Source organism: Pseudoalteromonas sp. CO348, assembly GCF_004208845.1.
Classification (GTDB): domain Bacteria; phylum Pseudomonadota; class Gammaproteobacteria; order Enterobacterales; family Alteromonadaceae; genus Pseudoalteromonas; species Pseudoalteromonas maricaloris.
The window spans coordinates 333906-347551 of record NZ_SGPI01000040.1 but is presented as its reverse complement, the minus strand read 5'-3'; the positions used below and the strand labels follow the sequence as shown (position 1 = coordinate 347551).

At 43.2% G+C, this 13646-nt stretch carries 13 protein-coding genes and 1 pseudogene; 12 read left to right on the top strand and 2 right to left on the bottom strand.

Annotation, left to right across the window (positions count from 1 at the left end):
* Positions 1 to 89 precede the first annotated feature (89 nt).
* Positions 90 to 998 carry a diguanylate cyclase gene (locus tag EXT48_RS22580; RefSeq protein ID WP_130165874.1) on the top strand — a complete coding sequence of 303 codons (909 nt, stop codon included), beginning with the start codon at positions 90 to 92 and terminating at the stop codon, positions 996 to 998.
* A complete protein-coding gene (locus tag EXT48_RS22575) occupies positions 998 to 1990 on the top strand; it encodes an AraC family transcriptional regulator (RefSeq protein WP_130165873.1) in 993 nt (330 codons plus the stop codon). The genes EXT48_RS22580 and EXT48_RS22575 overlap by 1 nt, the downstream gene beginning before the upstream one ends.
* A 72-nt stretch (positions 1991 to 2062) precedes the next feature.
* Here the strand turns inward: EXT48_RS22575 and EXT48_RS22570 are convergent, their stop codons facing one another.
* Both EXT48_RS22570 and EXT48_RS23970 read right to left on the bottom strand, forming a co-directional pair.
* On the bottom strand, positions 2063 to 2521 hold the full coding sequence (locus tag EXT48_RS22570; RefSeq protein ID WP_130165872.1) for a DUF2846 domain-containing protein: 459 nt from the start codon (positions 2519 to 2521) through the stop codon (positions 2063 to 2065).
* A 183-nt stretch (positions 2522 to 2704) separates the two neighbouring features.
* Positions 2705 to 2920 (bottom strand): annotated as a pseudogene (locus EXT48_RS23970) (hypothetical protein).
* 159 nt (positions 2921 to 3079) lie between these two features.
* Here EXT48_RS23970 and EXT48_RS22560 point away from each other — a divergent pair.
* The 10 genes from EXT48_RS22560 to yidD all read left to right on the top strand — a co-directional run bounded on the left by EXT48_RS22560 (position 3080) and on the right by yidD (position 13636).
* The gene (locus EXT48_RS22560; RefSeq protein ID WP_099031235.1) at positions 3080 to 3529 is read left to right on the top strand and encodes a hypothetical protein; all 450 of its coding nucleotides are present in this window, start codon (positions 3080 to 3082) and stop codon (positions 3527 to 3529) included.
* Positions 3530 to 3614: 85 nt separating this feature from the next.
* Positions 3615 to 4445 carry a DUF692 domain-containing protein gene (locus EXT48_RS22555; RefSeq protein WP_130165871.1) on the top strand — a complete coding sequence of 277 codons (831 nt, stop codon included), beginning with the start codon at positions 3615 to 3617 and terminating at the stop codon, positions 4443 to 4445.
* Positions 4438 to 5223: a DNA-binding domain-containing protein gene (locus tag EXT48_RS22550; protein WP_130165870.1), complete on the top strand. Its 786-nt coding sequence runs from the start codon at positions 4438 to 4440 to the stop codon at positions 5221 to 5223. The genes EXT48_RS22555 and EXT48_RS22550 overlap by 8 nt, the downstream gene beginning before the upstream one ends.
* 816 nt (positions 5224 to 6039) lie before the next feature.
* Positions 6040 to 7905 carry a S8 family serine peptidase gene (locus EXT48_RS22540; protein ID WP_130165869.1) on the top strand — a complete coding sequence of 622 codons (1866 nt, stop codon included), beginning with the start codon at positions 6040 to 6042 and terminating at the stop codon, positions 7903 to 7905.
* Between the two features lie 93 nt (positions 7906 to 7998).
* Positions 7999 to 8841 (top strand): response regulator transcription factor, encoded by an 843-nt coding sequence (locus tag EXT48_RS22535; RefSeq protein WP_130165868.1) that lies wholly within the window; start codon positions 7999 to 8001, stop codon positions 8839 to 8841.
* 65 nt (positions 8842 to 8906) lie between these two features.
* Entirely contained in the window at positions 8907 to 11012 is a 2106-nt protein-coding gene (locus EXT48_RS22530; protein ID WP_130165867.1) for a TonB-dependent siderophore receptor, read from the top strand.
* 159 nt (positions 11013 to 11171) lie between these two features.
* Positions 11172 to 12305, top strand: coding sequence for a PepSY domain-containing protein (locus EXT48_RS22525; protein ID WP_130165866.1), 1134 nt, complete (start codon positions 11172 to 11174; stop codon positions 12303 to 12305).
* Positions 12306 to 12368: 63 nt separating this feature from the next.
* Positions 12369 to 13085 carry an aspartate/glutamate racemase family protein gene (locus EXT48_RS22520; RefSeq protein ID WP_130165865.1) on the top strand — a complete coding sequence of 239 codons (717 nt, stop codon included), beginning with the start codon at positions 12369 to 12371 and terminating at the stop codon, positions 13083 to 13085.
* A gap of 109 nt (positions 13086 to 13194) precedes the next feature.
* A complete protein-coding gene (locus EXT48_RS22515) occupies positions 13195 to 13419 on the top strand; it encodes a DUF4177 domain-containing protein (protein ID WP_010369821.1) in 225 nt (74 codons plus the stop codon).
* Positions 13412 to 13636, top strand: coding sequence for a membrane protein insertion efficiency factor YidD (gene yidD, locus EXT48_RS22510; protein WP_083229856.1), 225 nt, complete (start codon positions 13412 to 13414; stop codon positions 13634 to 13636). Before EXT48_RS22515 ends, yidD begins: the two co-directional genes overlap by 8 nt.
* The last annotated feature ends 10 nt before the right edge of the window (positions 13637 to 13646 follow it).

Here is a 13646-nt window from a genome sequence, read left to right as displayed (position 1 = left end):
AACATCGCCTTTACTGAGCTAAATTGACCCTATCAGCACCAAGCGCAAATTTTTACTATATCGCTCTACATTTTGACTAGACAACAAACATGAAACTTCAGCCTTTTTTACTTCATCAATCGCGGTGGTTGCTACTAGTTATACTCACACTGGTTGCCATTACCATCACGGCCTATACCTCAGTACTGCGACCACTGTCGGACGTCAATTGGCTCGATAGCCTTGGTGAAGGTGGCCTCACGCTGATGACACTGATTTGGATTGCGGTGACCTTGCTCACTCGACCAAAAGGACTCGTCACTAACCTACTGTTTGCAGGGTTGAGTGCCATGTATGTTTCTATGCTGTGGGATTTTTTAGATGAGATGGTGGTGTTCACACCCCATTATTTAACCAGTTTTGAAGCGATCCCTGCTTGCTTTGGCATGGTGCTGATGAGTATTTCAGCCTATTACTGGTACAAAGAACAAAGCATATTCAATCAAACCTTAATGAAAAAAGAGCGTTTTTATCGTGACCACAGCATGACCGACTTTGTCACCGGCCTCTACAGCGTTGAGTATATGCAAAATCAGGTTCGCCACGAACAATCCCGCCTTGCCAATGGCAATAGCCCATTTTGCTTAACACTATTCGATATATGTGATTTTGCCGCTTATTCTCGCCAGCATGGTTTGCAAAAAAGTAATCAGTTACTGCGCGATATTGCCGATATGCTCTCTTTGAGCATGCGAGAGAGTGATCTGCTATGTCGTTTTGCAGCAGATAAATTTGTGGTCGTTCACCCGCAAACCAACCATATTCAAGCCCAAGCTTTTGCTAACCGTGCGGCCGAATTTATCGCCCGCCATGCCAACTATGATGACGGTGAAAACCAGCCGCAATATAGTGCAGTGAGATGGAGCTGTATCGAAGTTGATGACAAACACTGTGAATTTGAACCTCTGATAGCAGCGCTTGTGAACGAGCTGAATCAGACCAAGGTAGCTGCGGCTTAATGTCCTATTTTGAGTGCCAAACAAAACAACTTGCGAGTCGCTACTTTGCACTCCCCTTGGTGGAGTTGGCTTTCCAGCACGGTGTACATGCAGACGTCATTTTGAAAGGCAGTAAATTGTTTTATACCGATCTGCACGCTAATCCAACCTGCATTAGTTATGAGCAGTTTGAAACAATAGTAAGCAACCTTGTCAGTCAGGCGAGCTGTCAGGAAGTCAGTTTTATTTACGGCCAATACCTACTTAATACGCTGATCAGTCACCATGCCGAGCTGCTATTTAATTGCCACAACATACAGCAATTACTCAAAGTTCTACTGCTTAAAGGTTTGGATATATTGCCTTTTTACCACATTAGAAAACTCCAGACAGAAACAAGCTGCCATTTACTGTTTTCACCCGCCATTGCAGAAGGTAAGCCTGCGGTCACGCGATTTTTATGCGAAACAATGGCAAGCCTTTGTTGTGGCTACCTTAAGTGGCGCAGCCCAGAAACCACATTAACATTGCAGTTTCCGTATACAAAGCCAAAACAAGTCGCGCAATACCTGAGCCATATACACCTAGCTTACAGCTTTGATCACAGTGATTTTGCCGTTGTAATGAGTAACCAAGCTTTAGCTCAGCAGCAAATTGGCACTTTTCCTTATTTAGTGGCTCGGCAGTTAAAAACCTTGCCCTCACCACAGCGTGGATTTCTCGCCCAATTGCATCGCTTACAATTAAAATATCCTAAATATCATAGTGAGCAAATCGCTGAAATGATGGGCATGAGCGCTGCAACTTTTAAACGTAAACTCAAGCTACATCAGACTACTTTTATTAACGAAAAAGACAGACTGCATCGTCAACAAGCCATGTTTTATGTGACTGAGCAAGGCTATTCCAATGAACAAGTTGCAACCGCTTTACAGTTTAGCGACATCACTAATTTTCGCCGCGCATTTAAGCGCTGGACGGGATTAACGCCTTCTTACTTTCGTAAAGTGTAAAAGCTAAAGAAGTAAATGAATATAGGAGGCTAATAAGATATTAGCCTCGACAAGAGAGTAAATTTAGTTATATTACTTACTACATTTACCTTGTACCGCTAATTTAAGCGGTTTGATTGCTTTTTTACCTTGTTCCTCAGAAACCAGTTCTAGATTAGCGCCACCAACCATCACACCCATCTTTATGTACTGCTCAATGAAGTAATGCTTACCAGCTTCTGTTTCTACAAATAGGTCATTGGGTGAAAACTCTGATTCAGTAGACACTTTATGTTTTTTGCCACCTTCCACTTCTTTATAAAAGAAAACTTTGGGTGCAGTTTCACCTACACAATCATCATTAACCCAAACGTCTTTCTTTAGCGCAGCACCAAGCATTGAGTCTCTGTAAATGTATAGACCAGCCATGCCATCTTTCGGTGCATCATATTGCTTTGCTTTATCAGAAAGCTCTTTTGTTTCAAGAGGAACTGAGCTACAACCGGCAAAGAATAACGTTGCGATAATACCCGCGCTTAGTTTTTTGATCATTACTACTCCATTTGATCTTTATCATTTTTTTGGCCGGCAATGATAGTGTGTAAGCTTCATTGACTCAATAACTTCCTCGACACAACTGTAATAAACTGTAAACGCGTTTTTCGTAGATAGAGCGTGAAGCATTCCTGAGCAAATTTAATGATCATTTATTCGGTTAGATTGTCATTTTTTCTTCTACACTGAAATGGATCTTGCGGTTACTAGGTCTTTTATAACGTGACTGCGTTTCGAGAATCCCAAGGGCTGCTTACCTTTGCTGTTTGATTTTTGTTCTCCTGAGTGAGTTTTGATCGCGGCGCTCGACTTGCCGCATAGTGGGCTAAGCTAAAGTTGAGCAACAAAGAACGAAGCACACTCAGGTGAACCCGAAGGGCAGCGCTTGATTGGCATTTCTACTGTGTTATCGCCAGACTTACATAGAACAACTATGCTACGCTGGCTCTGCCTTGTATAAATGGCCATCAAACTGCTGCAAAAACAAACTTGAAAGATAAGCAGCCCCTTGGCCGAAGCTAAGCACGTTAATAGATAACAAAGAGGATTAAAAACATGAAAGCATTAACGGGCGCTGCGATGGCGATGATGGTAGCGGGTTTAGTGGGTTGTAATAGCACAGAGAACAATTCCACGAGTGCACAAGCTGCGACAGCTGAAACAGATTTAGTGCATTGTTATGATGTCAATGTTTGTGGTGGACATAACGATTGTAAAACAGCGAGTAATGCCTGCTCAGGACAAGCTTCTTGCAAAGGCACTGGCTTTGTTGCCATGCCGAGTAAAGCGTGTAGTGATGTCGGTGGCAATCAAAAAGACGCTTGGGTTGGCAGTGTCGCAAAGGCCGACCTCGTGCACTGCCACGATGTCAACGTTTGCGGAGGCCATAACGATTGTAAAACCGCAAGTAATGCTTGTGCGGGACACGCTTCTTGCAAAGGGACTGGATTTGTCAGCATGCCAGCAAAGGCCTGTGCTGATATTGGTGGCAAAGCGAAAAGCTAATAAGCTTTAACCTCGGCGCGTGTTTATCTATCAAGATTATTATTGCAATAGATAAACACGCATAATGCATTAAAAGAGCGCAATTATGTCAGTACCCTTCCTGGGCTTTGGTCTTGGCCTACGCACGTGTTATTTTGACGCTATTATCGACACCCGACCCCAAGTAGATTGGTTTGAGATTATCTCTGAAAATTACTTTGTCGACGGCGGCAAGCCTTGGTATTACCTCTCGCAGATTAAAGAACACTACCCCATTGTGATGCACGGAGTATCGATGTCGATAGGCAGTACTTCGCCCCTAGATATGAATTACCTTGCGCAACTTAAACGCACCATCGCACGGGTTGAACCCGAATGGGTGTCAGATCACCTTTGCTTTAGCAGCTTAGGCGAGTTTAATAGCCATGATTTATTGCCACTTCCCTACACCGAAGAAGCGCTGATACATCTCACCGCAAGAATCAATCAAGTACAAGATTACCTTGAGCGCCCAATGATCTTCGAAAATGTCTCAAGTTATTTAAACTACAAACAATCTGAACTGACAGAGTGGGAGTTTTTGAGCGAATTGCACCAACGTACCAGATGCCAGTTATTGCTCGACATTAACAATGTATATGTAAGCTCGCGCAATCACAAATTCGACCCAATGACTTACCTAAACGCCATACCAACACAAGCGGTCGCACAAATTCACTTGGCTGGTCATAGCGATTTTGGGACACATATTGTTGATACGCACGACCAACCTATTTGCGAAGAGGTGTGGAGTTTGTATCGCCAATACACTCAAAACAGATCCCCTATTAACACCATGATTGAACGTGATGATAACTTTCCTGAACTCGCGGGATTATTACAAGAGTTGAACTTGGCCAAAGGAATAGCCCCTAGCAGTTGGAGAACATATGGCTGATCTCGCCGCGCTGCAACACGCCTTTATTGCAATGCTAAAAGGCGATGACAGCCAATTAATAGCTGAAATTGAATATCAAAGCGGCCTAAATGTCGCACAACGCGCACAAATATACACTAATGCTTATCACATCAGATTAAAAAAAGTGTTAGAACAAGATCATGAAATGCTTGGCTTTTATTTGGGTGATGCCCTGTTTGATGAGATGTTTTCGGGCTATCTAGAGCACTTTCCTTCGTGTTCGACCTCATTGCGCCAGTTTGGCGATTCGCTTCCTGAATATTTAAGCCAATTTGAGCCATTTAAGCTCTACCCTATTCTCACTGAAATCGCACAATTTGAACGTACATTACTCAGTGTATTTGACGCAGAAGATGCGCCTCAATTGGGACTTGTGCACCTACAAAAAATTGCAGCAGCACAATTTCCAAACTTGCAGTTTACTTTTCACCCCAGCGTTCATTTATTGGGATTTACACATAATGCGGTTGACTGCTGGCAAGCGTTAAAGAACAGTACAGCGGTCCCTGAAGTGTCGACAAAACCGAACTATTGGATACTCGCCCGAGAGCGCGATATGCGCACTGGGTATCACTCGTTAACGGAAGCCGAATTTGCTTGTCTACAAAGCATGAAGAACGCGCTGCCGTTTAGTTTTGTCTGTGAATACGCGGCTGAGCAAAGTGATGATTTAGCACAAGGCACAGCAATGGTGATGCAGTTACTGCAAAAAGGGCTTAACTTGGGATGGTTTAGTGGCTTTAAAGTTGCTATATAACCTGAGCTGCGGATAATTAATGCCTTTCTAGCAGCCAGTTTTAGCGCTAACTGCGTTGAATTCACTTCCAATAGCCAGCTATTGGTGCGTAAATTCGCCTTGCCTACAGGATGTAGGTACCTTAGCGAGAGCAGGACGCGGAAGCGGTGTTTTCCCTAAAACTCTCTGGCTAGACAAGGAAAAAACTAAGTTATTCTTTAGAAACAATAAGTTGGAACATTCCTTATCCAAACCTCAGGTTATATCACCGCGATATTCAACAAAGCGGCATAGAAAATGAGGATCAAAGAGAAGTTAAAGCTGTATCAACCAAGTTTAATAATAAGCATGGTTTTCACCTTGATTGGCTTTGTCCTTGTTTACAATTCAAAAGTCAAAAACCAAGCTTAAATGTAAAGATAAATTAACAAAAATCACATACCTTATACTCATTTGGAATTTTTCCAGCCTATTTATTCCTCTTACCCTGTCGCGTTACCCCTCTCTAAAATAAAAATTAACCAACTGTATTTATTGATAATATATAAAGAACAAGGATAAACCTCTCGCTTATTTGGTCAGCTAACCTATGCATTAAAAAACACATTGTAAATTTTTTTTGTATTTTTTGTTTATTTTTTAAGCTTTACTTCTATCCTAGTGTAACCAGTCGAAATTATGTGCAATTTTTATTTAGCTGGCGTTGTTCATTATCTCAAAACAAACGCAATCAAGCGTTGAACTTTGGTGAATAACGCGTCTACAGCAGCTAGATAAGTTCATAACCTTGAGATTGGTAAACACAATTAAACAAAACAACATGCAAGGAACAACAAAATGCGTAAATTAAGTGCTATTAGTTTTGCAGTATTAGCGGGTTTGACCTCAGTCAACGCACAAGCCGCTAAAATACTTAGCGTAGAATCAAACAAAGCAATTAAAGATCAATACATTGTTGTATTTAGCACCCCTTCAGTCCTTAACGTTCAAAACAGCAAAGCAATTGCAGCCTTTGCTAATAAGCAAGCAAAAGCATTAGAAAACAAACATAACGTAAGCATTACAAAAGAATTTGGTGGTGTACTAAATGGTGTGGTCATTAATGCATCTGCAAAACAACTAAAAGGTCTGCTTAATAACCCAAATATTGACTATATCGAACAAGACCAAGTGGTTACAGTGACCCCCGCTATCACAGCAAGCGGCGACCAAGCTAACCCTACTTGGGGTCTAGATCGCGTCGATCAACGTAATCTACCGCTAAACTCAAACTACCATTATGATTTTGATGGTACTGGCGTAACGGCTTATGTTATCGATACCGGTGTTCGCATTAGTCACAATGAATTTGGTAACCGTGCATCACATGGTTATGACTTTGTTGATAATGACAATGATGCAACAGACTGTAATGGCCATGGTACCCATGTTGCAGGCACAATTGGTGGCGGTGAATATGGGGTAGCGAAAAACGTCAATATCGTTGGCGTAAGAGTATTGGGTTGTAACGGCTCGGGTTCATATTCAGGCGTTATCTCTGGTATCGATTGGGTTAAAAACAATGCATCAGGCCCATCCGTTGCTAACATGAGTTTGGGTGGTGGCGTTTCTCAAGCGGTTGATGACGCAGTAAATAACGCAGTTGCCTCAGGCGTTAGCTTTGTTGTCGCGGCGGGTAATGACAATAGCAATGCCTGTAATTACTCACCTGCACGTGCAGCCGATGCAATCACTGTGGGTTCAACCACAAGCAGCGATGCCCGCTCAAGCTTCTCAAACTATGGTAACTGTCTAGATATTTATGCACCGGGTTCAAGCATCACCTCTGCTTGGTATAACTCAGATACATCAACCAACACCATCAGCGGTACTTCGATGGCCGCGCCGCACGTTGCGGGTGCTGTTGCGCTATATTTGGATGAAAACCCAAGTCTAAGCCCGTCACAAATTGATAGCTTGCTGAGCCAACGCTCATCAAAAGGTAAAGTCTCTAACCCACAAAGCGGTTCACCTAACGAGCTACTTTATACACTAGCTGATGGCACTGATCCGGACCCAGATCCAGATCCAATCACAGAGCTGGTTAATGGCCAAGGCGTCAGTGCATCTGGTGCATCTGGTCAGCAAACCTTCTATAAGTTGGTTGTTCCAGCAGGCGCTAGCGCGCTGAACTTCTCACTTGCTGGTGGTACTGGCGATGCCGACCTGTATGTACAGCAAGGCACTCAACCAACGCTAAATAGTTACGCTTGTCGCCCGTATCTGGATGGTAACAATGAATCATGCGATTTCACCAATCCAACTGCAGGTGATTGGTATGTGATGCTAAATGGTTACGCTGCGTATGCAAATGCGACCCTCACAGGTACTTACTCATCAGATCCAGGTGGCTGTGGTAGCAACTGCCTAGAAAACGGCATCCCAGTAAGTGGTCTAGCTGGTGCATCTGGCCAAGAGTTGCAATACACCATTGATGTTCCAGCCAATGTAACATTAACAGTTGCAAGCTCTGGTGGTTCTGGCGATGCAGACTTGTATGTTCGTAAAGGTGCGGCTCCTACGACATCAACCTATGACTGTCGTCCGTTCTTAAATGGTAATAATGAATCTTGTAGTTTAAGTTCAGGCCAAGGTGCAACCTATTACATCAAGTTACGTGGCTACTCTAGCTTCTCAGGTGTAACACTTGTTGCAAGCTACTAATTAGCTTAATTACAAATAAATCTCATTTCGTTTGGGGTTTATTGAAAAAACAAGTACAGTGGTGGCTCGTTTGAGCCGCCATTTTTGTTTTTAATGAGTATTGTATTAGATCTCTACAGCCAATTATTACATCAAGGGTTTTATGACCATGTGTCTGACGGTGAACTACACACCGAAGTGCCGCTCATCTGTAGTAGCATCTCGCAAGTAAAGCTCGATGGTATTATTTACCATCGCACTGCGCAAACTGCGGCGATGATGCCTGAAAACTATGGTAGTTTGATCCTTATCACTGAAGGAAATGGTTGGTGGCTGACTGAGCAATCCTTGCAGCGTGCTGATCTAACACAATTAATTTATCTTGAGGCAAATCAAAAACATGTGTTTCACCTTCCGACACAATACCACGCCGTTAGCTTCAACTTTCCAATCAATTGGCTAGCATCTCGAACCGGCAAGCGGCTTTTGCATGGACAAGCACTGACAATTCCCTCTGGTCTATCAACATTATTCAAAAGCGCCTTAACCGCCACAACGCTAAATTTAACAGCGGCAAAATGGCTTGAAGATGAAATTGTACTGCACCTAAGTGCTTGCCAGCCGACCCAATTACCAAGGTCGCCGCTAGCGGAGTTAAAACAGCTCATCTCTACACATGCAAATGATGAAGCATTTTGTATCGACATGCTATGTGACCATTCAGGCTGGTCAAAACGTTATATTCACAAACTATTTGCCGCATCTGATCTGAGTGCCAGTGAATATCTTATCCGCACTAGGCTCACTCATGCTTATTTTGAGTTACTTAATAGCTCTGCATCCTTAAATCAAATTGCTATTGATAGCGGATTTAAAAATCAGGCGCACTTCAGCCGTCGTTTTAAGCAATTATTTTCTCTTTCTCCCAAACAAATTTCACAACGAGTGCACTCTTAGACAAAACTGAACCGTGCAAAATATATATAATAAGAATCACTCTCATTATCCATAGTAGTAGAACAATGAAAATTAACACGCTCTATGCTGCAGTGTGCCTCTCACTGCTTTCTCAAACCACAAGTGCCAATGAAAACCAAAAAGATGAGTTAGAAAGAATAGAAGTTCAGGGCAGCCAATATAAAAGTACCGGAACAAAGTCGTCTTTAGCACCAATCAACGCGCCCTTTTCTATTTCTCATATAGATCAAGATACCCTGCAGCTACGCCAAGCTGACTCGGTCAATGCTGCGTTACGCTATGTTTCTGGTATCACACCAGAAAGCCGCAGCACGGTCACCATTTTTGACCAATACACTATTCGCGGTTTTGAATCTTATCGAAACTATTACGATGGCCTAGAACTGCAATCCAATAACCTTTGGAATTTATATCCTCAAGTTGATGCCTTTGCCACCGACACCATTGAGGTGCTAAAAGGCCCAGCGTCAGTACTTTACGGCTCAGCCCCGCCAGGTGGCATGGTGAATCAAATCGCAAAGCTTGCCAATGGCACTGAGCAAACACAGGTTCGCCTGAGAGTCGGTAGCAGAGCGCTCAAAGAAATCGGCGTTGATCATGGAGGTGTGATCACCGATGAGCTGAGCTATCGTGCCATTGCGCTATCAAGAACAAGTGATGGCCAGCAAAAAACAACTGAAGAAGAACGCACTGTATTTGCACCATCACTGCGCTGGCAACCGAGCCATGATACGGCTTTAACTGCACAGCTTTATTACCAAGACGATCCCAAAGCCATACCGTCCACTCCCTTACATAGCGTTGGTACGCTCACGCGTGCAAGTTACGGTTATCTAGATGCCGATGCATTTGCAGGCGATATCAATTGGTCTAATTTTGATAGAACAACGCTAATGGCAGGGCTAAAGTTGGAACACAATTTGTCCGACAATTGGGCTTTATTTGCCAACTGGCGTTACACCGATGCAGAAGGCCTACAGCAAAATACCTACAACCAAAACTTAATTGCAGATAGCGATACCATACTTGCCCGTGCAGCATATAAAACCGATGAAACGCAACATGGCTATGTTTTAGACAACCAATTGTCTACTCACTTTACGGTTGGCAACTCATCACATCACTTACTCTTGGGTTTTGAATACAAAACCTTAAGCTCAACCGTAGGGTATTGGGATACTCTCGGGACAGGCACACCAAACATTAATCTAGCAGCGCCCAATTATGCAGCGTTTGATGTCAGCGCTTTGCCACTTAACTTCTATACCGAAGCGCACGATATTGAACAGAGTAACCGTGCGTTTTACGTCCAAGACGAAGTGACAATATCAGCGCTAACCCTCTTGGCAGGTCTTAGATACGACAGTTTCACCAGTGATGTTACTGCTGATAAAAACTACGCTGGCACCGAGTGGCAAACGGAATCAACTATTGATGACACCCAACTCACCGGGAGGATTGCCGCACTTTATCAGCTGGACTCTGGTTGGCGACCTTACGTAAGCTATAGTCAGTCATTTGAGCCCGTTGCAGGAGAAGATAGCGTAACTCAACAAGCCTTCAAACCAACTGAAGCAGAACAATGGGAACTTGGCGTTAAATATCAATCTCGCGATACACAGCTAACATTTGCACTATTCGATCTCACCAAGCAGAACGAAATCATTAACAGCAAAGACTTTGTCACGAAAACTCAAGCCGGTGAAATCCAGTCCAAAGGTATTGAGCTTGAGGCTTCTCACACCTTTAACGAACAAGTTGATGTGCAGTTCAATGCCACGCATCTAGACCAGAAAGTCACTAAAAATGAATTAGATCAAGATTTGGTGGGGAAACGCTTAGTGTGGGTGGCTGATAACACCGCTTCGCTTTGGTTAAACTATTACCCAAGCCTGTTGAGTGCACTTAAAGTCAGTGTTGGTGCTCGGTATGTTGGCGAGAGTTATGTTGGTAAATACAACTCAGATACCGTGCCATCCTATACCTTATTCGACATCGCCTTTGATTATGAACTCAGCGAGCAAGCCAGGATCACCTTTAGCATTAGTAACCTCAGTGACAAGCGATACGTTGGTGCATGCTATGACGAAAGTAACTGCTGGATGGGGGCCGAGCGCAAAGCCGATGTTGGTCTCCACTATCGCTTTTAGTCTCACCTAAGAGAACTTACGGAAGGACATAGACTGAAAGATTTAAACGGACACCCACCTTAATGCGCCTGCAAGCATTAAGGTGGGTGTCCTTGTTAATTCAGCCTGTAAATTCATCCATTTATTCATTCTCATTTAGTTTTAACTCAAAGGAAAATAATGCGTAAAACACTATTTAAATGGCACAGTGCAATGGCATTAATCGCGATACTTCCGCTCGCCGTTATGTCAGTCACAGGTAGCATGTTGGTGTTTAAATTCGAGATAGATAGCCTATTACTCCCAAAGCAAGCGACATTGACTTATCAGGACCAAGACGTCGAACGTCAGCCCATGAAGGTGCTCGTTAATTATGTCGCAGACACCCATCCAAATTATGAAATTGGTAGCTGGGAAATATTCGATGACGGCTACGAAGCTGATAGAGTCTATTTATTAAAGCATGGTACAGACACGTGGTTTAAAACGTATCTAGATCCGTACGTAGGCAAAATGCTAAGCGAGCCTGTGGGTATTCACAGCGACTTTACTGATTTTATTCTTCACCTACATTACACCTTACTACTCGATGATGTGAGTAAAACCTTTCCACACATGGGTGTCGTTATCGGTTTAGCTGTGGCTATAATTTTTACCTTGCTCGGTGTTTCCGGTTTAGTGATATATCGGCGCTTTTGGCGGCGATTCTTTAGCTTTAGGCGACAAGCTCCTCGGCTCATCATGATGAGCGACCTGCATAAGGTAATTGGCATTTGGAGTTCGCCAGTATTGCTCGCGCTAGGTATTACTGGCGTTTACTTTAATGCAGTGGAGTATTATCACGAGGCTTTTGAACACCAAGAAGATGAGCACCATATTGTCAGCCACGCAATGTTTAATCACTCATTAGATTTTGATGCCATGATGACCCAAAGCCATCGTGCGGTTAACGAACTTAAACCAACCTACTGGCTATTTCCATTTGAGCCAGAGCAAACCAACATTACCATTTTTGGTAGCGTCGCCGATGCCAACCCGTTCATTAGTAACTATGCTGCAACGGTTAGCTTTGACGCGCAATCTGGTATACAAACCTTTGCCTACGATATTCGAACGGCGTCTACTGTAGACAGGGTAATCGACAGTTTTAGAAAACTTCACTTTGGCCACTTTGCAGGGCTTACCAGTAAAATAATTTGGTGCATTATGGGACTCGCCCCCGTATTGCTTGGTTTTACTGGGTTATATTTATGGTGGCAAAGAAAGCGTAAAAAACACAAGAGTAAGAAAAACCGTCAACTCGCCTTAAGCTGACGGTTCAAGTTTCAATCTAGATCCGTTATTGTCGTTATTATCAGCAAATAACGAGCAATCACTATGAAACAACTTGGGCTAATTGGCGGTATGAGTTGGGAGTCAACACAAAGCTACTACCAGCTTATCAATCAAACAGTTAAAGCAAAGCTTGGCGGACTACACAGTGCCAAGCTTTGCTTGTATAGCGTCGACTTTGCCGAAATTGCAGAGCTTCAAGCAGCTGGTGATTGGCAGAAAATGACCACCATTTTGGCAGGCGCTGCTACGTCGTTGAAGCTTGCCGGCTCAGATGCCATTGTGATCTGTACCAACACCATGCATAAAATTTCAGATGAAATTAGCGCAGCGTCAGGCTTACCGGTACTGCATATTGCCGACGCAACCGCGAAGCGACTTAAAAATGACGGCATAAAACGCATCGCGCTGTTAGGTACGAGATTTACGATGCAGCAAGACTTTTATAAAGCACGATTACAAGATCTTCACGGCATTGAGGTCATAACACCTGATGGGGACCAACAAGCTTTAGTTCACCACATAATTTATGACGAATTATGTCGTGGTAAAGTCAACGCAAGCTCAAGGCAAACTTATCTAGACATCATCGATGCACTCTATCAACAAGGGGCTGAAGGGGTTATTTTAGGTTGCACAGAAATCGGTTTGCTCGTTCAGCAAGTGCATACTCAAGTCCCTCTTTATGACACAACCAAACTTCATGCTGAAGCCGTTGTAGAGTGGTCACTTGGGGTAACATCTTGCTTTATTCATGAGTAATATCAAACTTTGTTGTAAATAAAAAATAACAACAAAATCGCTATTGTCGCGATCACTTGGCTACTATAGAATTAAATCTCACTTATTCTAATTAAATCAGGGATGTATTATGACCCAATACGACGAATATAAAGTTATCCATGTAGTTGAAGGTGGCTGCGGCACATTATTACTTGGCTCAAGTGGATTACCGTTAAAAAAGCTTGAAGCAACTTTAAATATGGAAGCGCAAGATGGTTGGCAGCTTGTTTTCCAAGTTATCGAAAACAAACGTTTTATGCTATTTTGGAGCCGCGAAGCCGTGATCTTAACACTGGGTCGTAAACGTGCTTAAACGCTTTGCTCTGTCTGCCATTCGCCGCTATCAAGCGAATGGTGGAGCAAAAGCCCACTTCAATATAAGTTGTAATTTTACGCCGTCATGTTCTGAATATACCTATCAAGCAATCGAAAAATACGGCTTCTTTAAAGGCGTGCGTATCGGTTTTTGTCGGATCAGGCGCTGCAATGATCCAGATTGTATTGAAGTAAAATCAGATCCCCTACCATAACCTAATCCTA

What these genes read in the sequence shown, in the direction of transcription:
- EXT48_RS22520 (WP_130165865.1), top strand. Translation starts at nt 12,369, where the DNA reads ATGAAACAACTTGGGCTAATTGGCGGTATGAGTTGGGAGTCAACACAA.
- EXT48_RS22525 (WP_130165866.1), top strand. Translation starts at nt 11,172, where the DNA reads ATGCGTAAAACACTATTTAAATGGCACAGTGCAATGGCATTAATCGCG.
- EXT48_RS22570 (WP_130165872.1), bottom strand. Translation starts at nt 2,521, where the DNA reads ATGATCAAAAAACTAAGCGCGGGTATTATCGCAACGTTATTCTTTGCC.
- EXT48_RS22530 (WP_130165867.1), top strand. Translation starts at nt 8,907, where the DNA reads ATGAAAATTAACACGCTCTATGCTGCAGTGTGCCTCTCACTGCTTTCT.
- EXT48_RS22575 (WP_130165873.1), top strand. Translation starts at nt 998, where the DNA reads ATGTCCTATTTTGAGTGCCAAACAAAACAACTTGCGAGTCGCTACTTT.
- EXT48_RS22580 (WP_130165874.1), top strand. Translation starts at nt 90, where the DNA reads ATGAAACTTCAGCCTTTTTTACTTCATCAATCGCGGTGGTTGCTACTA.
- EXT48_RS22550 (WP_130165870.1), top strand. Translation starts at nt 4,438, where the DNA reads ATGGCTGATCTCGCCGCGCTGCAACACGCCTTTATTGCAATGCTAAAA.
- EXT48_RS22540 (WP_130165869.1), top strand. Translation starts at nt 6,040, where the DNA reads ATGCGTAAATTAAGTGCTATTAGTTTTGCAGTATTAGCGGGTTTGACC.
- EXT48_RS22560 (WP_099031235.1), top strand. Translation starts at nt 3,080, where the DNA reads ATGAAAGCATTAACGGGCGCTGCGATGGCGATGATGGTAGCGGGTTTA.
- EXT48_RS22555 (WP_130165871.1), top strand. Translation starts at nt 3,615, where the DNA reads ATGTCAGTACCCTTCCTGGGCTTTGGTCTTGGCCTACGCACGTGTTAT.
- EXT48_RS22515 (WP_010369821.1), top strand. Translation starts at nt 13,195, where the DNA reads ATGACCCAATACGACGAATATAAAGTTATCCATGTAGTTGAAGGTGGC.
- EXT48_RS22535 (WP_130165868.1), top strand. Translation starts at nt 7,999, where the DNA reads ATGAGTATTGTATTAGATCTCTACAGCCAATTATTACATCAAGGGTTT.